The 5,031-nt window shown below is 61.4% G+C and carries 6 protein-coding genes; 2 read left to right on the forward strand and 4 right to left on the reverse strand.

Features of this window, described 5'->3' with window-relative positions:
• From EOC06_RS05035 to EOC06_RS05045, 3 genes are all read right to left on the reverse strand, one after another.
• The coding region (locus tag EOC06_RS05035) for a lytic transglycosylase domain-containing protein (protein ID WP_245469339.1) at positions 1-768 on the reverse strand (768 nt) is incomplete at its 3' end.
• A 5-nt stretch (positions 769-773) separates the two neighbouring features.
• Positions 774-2,024, reverse strand: a complete 1,251-nt coding sequence (gene ispG, locus EOC06_RS05040; RefSeq protein ID WP_164761630.1) for a flavodoxin-dependent (E)-4-hydroxy-3-methylbut-2-enyl-diphosphate synthase — start codon at positions 2,022-2,024, stop codon at positions 774-776.
• A gap of 334 nt (positions 2,025-2,358) precedes the next feature.
• The gene (locus EOC06_RS05045; RefSeq protein WP_013529217.1) at positions 2,359-2,538 is read right to left on the reverse strand and encodes a YdcH family protein; all 180 of its coding nucleotides are present in this window, start codon (positions 2,536-2,538) and stop codon (positions 2,359-2,361) included.
• Positions 2,539-2,777: 239 nt separating this feature from the next.
• Here EOC06_RS05045 and EOC06_RS05050 point away from each other — a divergent pair, with 239 nt between their 5' ends.
• Entirely contained in the window at positions 2,778-2,981 is a 204-nt protein-coding gene (locus EOC06_RS05050) for a YdcH family protein (RefSeq protein WP_013529216.1), read from the forward strand.
• Positions 2,982-3,005: 24 nt separating this feature from the next.
• Here the strand turns inward: EOC06_RS05050 and EOC06_RS05055 are convergent, their stop codons facing one another.
• A complete protein-coding gene (locus tag EOC06_RS05055) occupies positions 3,006-3,794 on the reverse strand; it encodes an IclR family transcriptional regulator (protein WP_128307236.1) in 789 nt (262 codons plus the stop codon).
• A gap of 127 nt (positions 3,795-3,921) precedes the next feature.
• On the opposite strand from EOC06_RS05055, the gene EOC06_RS05060 reads away from it, so the two are divergent.
• Positions 3,922-4,803, forward strand: coding sequence for a transporter substrate-binding domain-containing protein (locus tag EOC06_RS05060; RefSeq protein ID WP_127267516.1), 882 nt, complete (start codon positions 3,922-3,924; stop codon positions 4,801-4,803).
• Positions 4,804-5,031: the final 228 nt, after the last annotated feature.

Here is a 5,031-nt window from a genome sequence, read left to right on the forward strand (position 1 = left end):
GATCCTGACCGCGTAGATGCCGCGCCGGCCGATCGGCGTGCGCACCCGGCTGACCACCGGATCATGCCCGTTGAGCAGGGCCGGGAACCGGCTCCTTACCCTGACCCACTGGTTGATCGCGGCGCTGCGGCGAAAATTGCCGGCCACTTGGATGCCCCATGGCTTTATGTTGATCGAAGCCATGGCCACCGTCCGCGACATGATCACCGGCAGTTTTCGGCAAGCGACGGCAAAATCCGTCTTTGCGTCGAGCGGCTCGACCCTTCCGGCATAGGCCCGGTCGGTGAACTTGTCGGCTGGTTCGCCCATGATGTCTAAGACATAGCTTTCGGTTTCCATCGGCAGGAAACCGCCGGAGCTGAGCCAGCGCGACACCCGGCTCTCGCCGGCATTGTAGGCGGCGGCGGCCAGGCCGAGATTGCCGTAGCCGGTTTTCATTTCGGCGAGATATCTGGCCGAAGCCGGAATCGCCTGGTTGATGTCGAAGGAATTGGCGAGCCCGCGCATCTTGGCGGTGCCCGGCATGAACTGGGCAATGCCTTCGGCACCGACCGGACTGACGGCGTTGGGATCGAAACGGCTTTCTTTCCAGATCAGCCGAGCGAAGAAATCCCTGGACAGGCCGTTCTGGTCGGCATGCGCCTGGATCAGATTGCAGACCTTGTCGATCAGCCGCTGCTTGGCGGATTGCGGCGGATCGGCCTGCACAAGGGTCGACCAGGTCAGCCCGTACAGCAGGATCAGCGCTGCCCAAAGGAAACGCTGCATCGGTTCTACTCGGCCGCGGCCTTGCCGCGACCGAACCGTTGCTCGATATAGTCGGCGACCATTTTCTCGAAATCCGCGGCGATCGACGGCCCGCGCAGCGTCGCCGCCTTTTTGCCGTCGACGAAGACAGGCGCCGTCGGCATTTCGCCCGTGCCGGGCAGCGAAATGCCGATGTCGGCATGCTTGGACTCGCCAGGGCCGTTGACGATGCAACCCATCACCGCGACCTTGAGGTTCTCGACGCCGGGGTATTTGTCGCGCCACACGGGCATGTTCTTCCTGAGATCGGCCTGGATGTTCTGGGCGAGCTCCTGGAACACCGTGGAGGTGGTGCGGCCGCAACCGGGGCAAGCGGCAACAATCGGCACGAACTGCCTGAACCCCATGGTTTGCAGCAATTCCTGCGACACCTGCACCTCACGCGTGCGGTCGCCGTTCGGCTCCGGTGTCAGCGAGATGCGGATGGTGTCGCCGATGCCTTGCTGGAGCAGGATACCCATGGCGGCCGACGAAGCGACGATGCCCTTCGAGCCCATGCCGGCTTCGGTCAGGCCGAGATGCAGCGCATGATTGGAGCGGGTGGCGAGTTCGGTATAGACGGCGATCAGGTCCTGCACGCCGCTGACCTTGGCCGACAGGATGATTTTTTCGCGGCCAAGGCCGATCTCTTCCGCCATCTCGGCCGACAGGATCGCCGACTGCACGATCGCCTCGCGCATCACCTCCTGCGCGGTCAGCGGAAAACCCTTGTCCTGGTTGTCGTCCATCAACCGGGTCAAAAGCTCCTGGTCGAGGGAGCCCCAGTTGACACCGATGCGCACCGGCTTGTCATGCCTGATCGCCATCTCGACGATATCGGCGAACTGGCGGTCCTTCTTGTCCTTGAAGCCGACATTGCCCGGATTGATGCGGTATTTGGCCAGCGCCTCGGCGCAGGCCGGATGATCGGCCAAAAGCTTGTGGCCGATATAGTGGAAATCGCCGACCAGCGGCACGTTGATACCAAGCCGCTGAAGCCGCTCATGAATGCGCGGCACGGCGGCGGCACTCTCGTCGCGATCGACAGTGATGCGCACGATTTCCGAGCCGGCCCGGTGCAGTGCTGCGACCTGCGCAACCGTCTGGTCGATATCGGCCGTGTCGGTGTTGGTCATCGATTGGACGACAACGGGCGCACCGCCGCCGACGACCACGCCGCCGACATCGACGCCGACCGACGTGCGGCGGGGGAAAGGAGAGGAAAAATATCCGGTCATGCCGGCAGCCTTTTGTCTCTGGAGCATCTTGTGTCGTGCATGGACGCACAACGACGCCCCGGGCCGATGCGCTGAGGTCCGGGCATGAGGTGGAGGAGCAAAGATGGCTTGTCAATGGCGACAGGTCGCCACTGGCCGGAATCGCCCGCCGCCGGCGACCAGAAACAATCGATGATCTGGCGAAACGGGCGACGGCCGAAGCGGAGATTGAGCCGGGTGCAAGTCCAGCTTCGGCTGACAGACCGGTGCTGGAAAATCAAAACCCTCCACGCCGGCGGCGGGGTGCCGCCGGGAAAAGAGGCCGCGGATATTGGGCGGCTATGTCAGGAGGGCGTCAATGCGTGGTCGGTTTGCCTCTTAGTTTTTCAATCTCGTCCTTGAGTGCCAGCTTGCGTCGCTTGAGATTCACGATTTCGAGGTCGTCGACCGATGGATGATTCATCGCGTCATCGATTTCACGTTCGATGTCGCCGTGTTTCCGCTGCAACTCATCAAGATGGGATGCAAGAGACATGATTGGTTCTCCCTTTCATGGTTTTCCTCGATTGCAACCGTCACGGCGCGTCCACCGCAGGTTCGCTTCTGTGACGGCACGGTGACAGTGTGTCACCTTCCGCGGACGATGTCGAATGATCCGTGGTAGCATTCCACGACACTGTGAAATGTGATATGGGCTGCACGCCGGTGACAAAACACCCGGCCCCGCCCAATCAGGCCCAGCTTTGGGCGCCGCAGACGTGCAGACGGTAGAGAATGTCCGATCAGGAACAGGCCGATATTCGCCTCGAATTTTCCCGCCTGAAGCAGGAACACGCCGATTTCGATGCCGCCATCAACGCGATGATCGCCATGGCCTGCGATCCGCTGCAGATCCAGCGCATGAAGAAGAAGAAGCTGTTCCTCAAGGATCGGCTGATGGCGCTGGAAGACAAGATCATTCCCGACATTATTGCCTGAACTGGCATTCGCTCGTTCGCATGCCTAGGCTGCGATCGAAAGCCTCGCGGCACGATCACGCAGGAGGCCGATAAGTTCGCCGGTCCGCCCCTCGGATGTATCGATGGGGACCACCAGGCACATCGTCGCCTCGACCTTCCCCGGCGCTGAAAACACCGGTGCGGCAAGGCACTTCGTATAGGCATCGACAAGGCCCGAAGTGACGCAATAGCCGGTGACCTGCGCTTTTGCGATGTCGGCGACGAAATCGTCGAGCCGCAGTTTGCGCCCGTCGGGCAGCACGAGATCGTCGTTTGACACCATGCCTTCGATCTCAGCCTTCTCCAGCCCCGCCAGAAGCAGCCGCCCCGAGGCCGTCCAGGGCAGCGGTATCTGCAAGCCGGTGGCGGAACTGATGCGGAACGGCCTGGTGCCGGGACTCGCATGGACGATCGTATAGCGGCCGCTCTGCAGCATGCACAGTTCGGAAGTCTCGCCGGTCTCGCGCGACAGATTGTCGACCTCCTGGCGCCCCCGCCTCAACAGGTCGTTGCCCCGTACATAGTCCATTCCGTAGAGATAGAGCTTCTTGCCGAAATAGACGCGATTGCCGTCGCCTTCCATTTCCAGCAGTCCCGCATCGACCAGCGACCGCACCAGCGTATAGGTCGTCGAACGGGGCGCGTTCACGCCCTTGGCAAGGTCGCCAATGCCGATCGCGCGCTGGGTCGTGTGAAGAAACTCCAGAATCTCGAGCACCCGGTTGAGCCCCTTTTCACGGGAACCCGAAATCTTCTCGCCGGCTGAAAGTGCCGAGGCATTGCCATCTTGCATTGTTGATTCCCGGTGTTAGTATCTGTCCTGTACAGGATACACACGTCTCTTGTAAGAGACAATCGCTTCGAAGTCACTGACGCGTGTATTGCCTGTGCAAGGGGAACACAAACGAAAGGAGGTCGCCGTGAACGACACATCCGGAAGACGTGATTTTCTGAAATTGGGAATGGCGGGACTGGCCACGGCCGGCGTCGTGGGTGCGGCGGTAGCCGTCGATGCCCAGAAGGCCGCTGCTCAGGCAGCACCCGACAGCCTGCTGCGCACCGTGCTCGATCGCGGCAAGCTGATCGTCGGCACCGGCAGCACCAACGCGCCGTGGCACTTCGAGAACGATGCCGGCGAACTCGTCGGCATGGACATCACCATGGGGCGCATTCTTGCCAAGGGCCTTTTCGACGATCCGACCAAGGTCGAGTTCGTGATGCAGGATCCGGCACAGCGCATCCCCAACGTCACCACCAACAAGGTCGACATCACCATTCAGTTCATGACGATGAGCGCCCAGCGCTCGCAGCTGGTCAATTTTTCCCGGCCTTACTATGTCGAGGGCGTCGCCCTGCTGAGCCTTCCGACCGCCGAGAACAAGACCTTCGACAAGCTGCTTGCCGGCGGCTCGGCGACACGTGTCTCCATCCTGCAGAATGTCGATGCCGAGGCGCAGGTGCATTCGGTGCTGCCCGAGTGCCAGGTTATGCAGATCGATACCCAGGCCAACGTGCTGCAGGCACTGGAATCGAAACGCGTCGACGCCGCTGCCGTGGATCTGTCCACGGTGCGCTGGCTCGCCTCGCGCAATCCGGACAGATATTTCGACGCCGGCAAGAGCTGGCTGAGCATGCTTTATGGCGCGGCACTCCGGCAAGGCGACCTTGACTGGCTGACCTTCGTCAACGCGACCTTCACCATCGCCATGTTCGGCCACGAAAACGCACTCTACGATGCCGCCTTCAAGGACTATTTCGGACAGGAGCCGCCGGCGCGCCATCCCGGCTTCCCGGCCATCTGACCTGCATCGGGCGGGAGGACTTATCCAGCGCCCTTCCGCCTCCCTAGAGCAATTCCAGGAAAAGTGTGAAACGGTTTTCCGTCCGGAATTGCGTCAAAACAAAGAGTTAGGGCGGGTCGCCGTTTCCGTGAAACGGTGAACTGCTCTAAGCCTGCGGCACTGAGGCGGACGCATGGGCTATGCCCTTAATTTCAACCTGATCTGGCGGCACTTCGACAAGCTGTGGGG

The organism is Mesorhizobium sp. M7A.F.Ca.MR.362.00.0.0 (assembly GCF_004023175.1).
GTDB lineage: Bacteria > Pseudomonadota > Alphaproteobacteria > Rhizobiales > Rhizobiaceae > Mesorhizobium.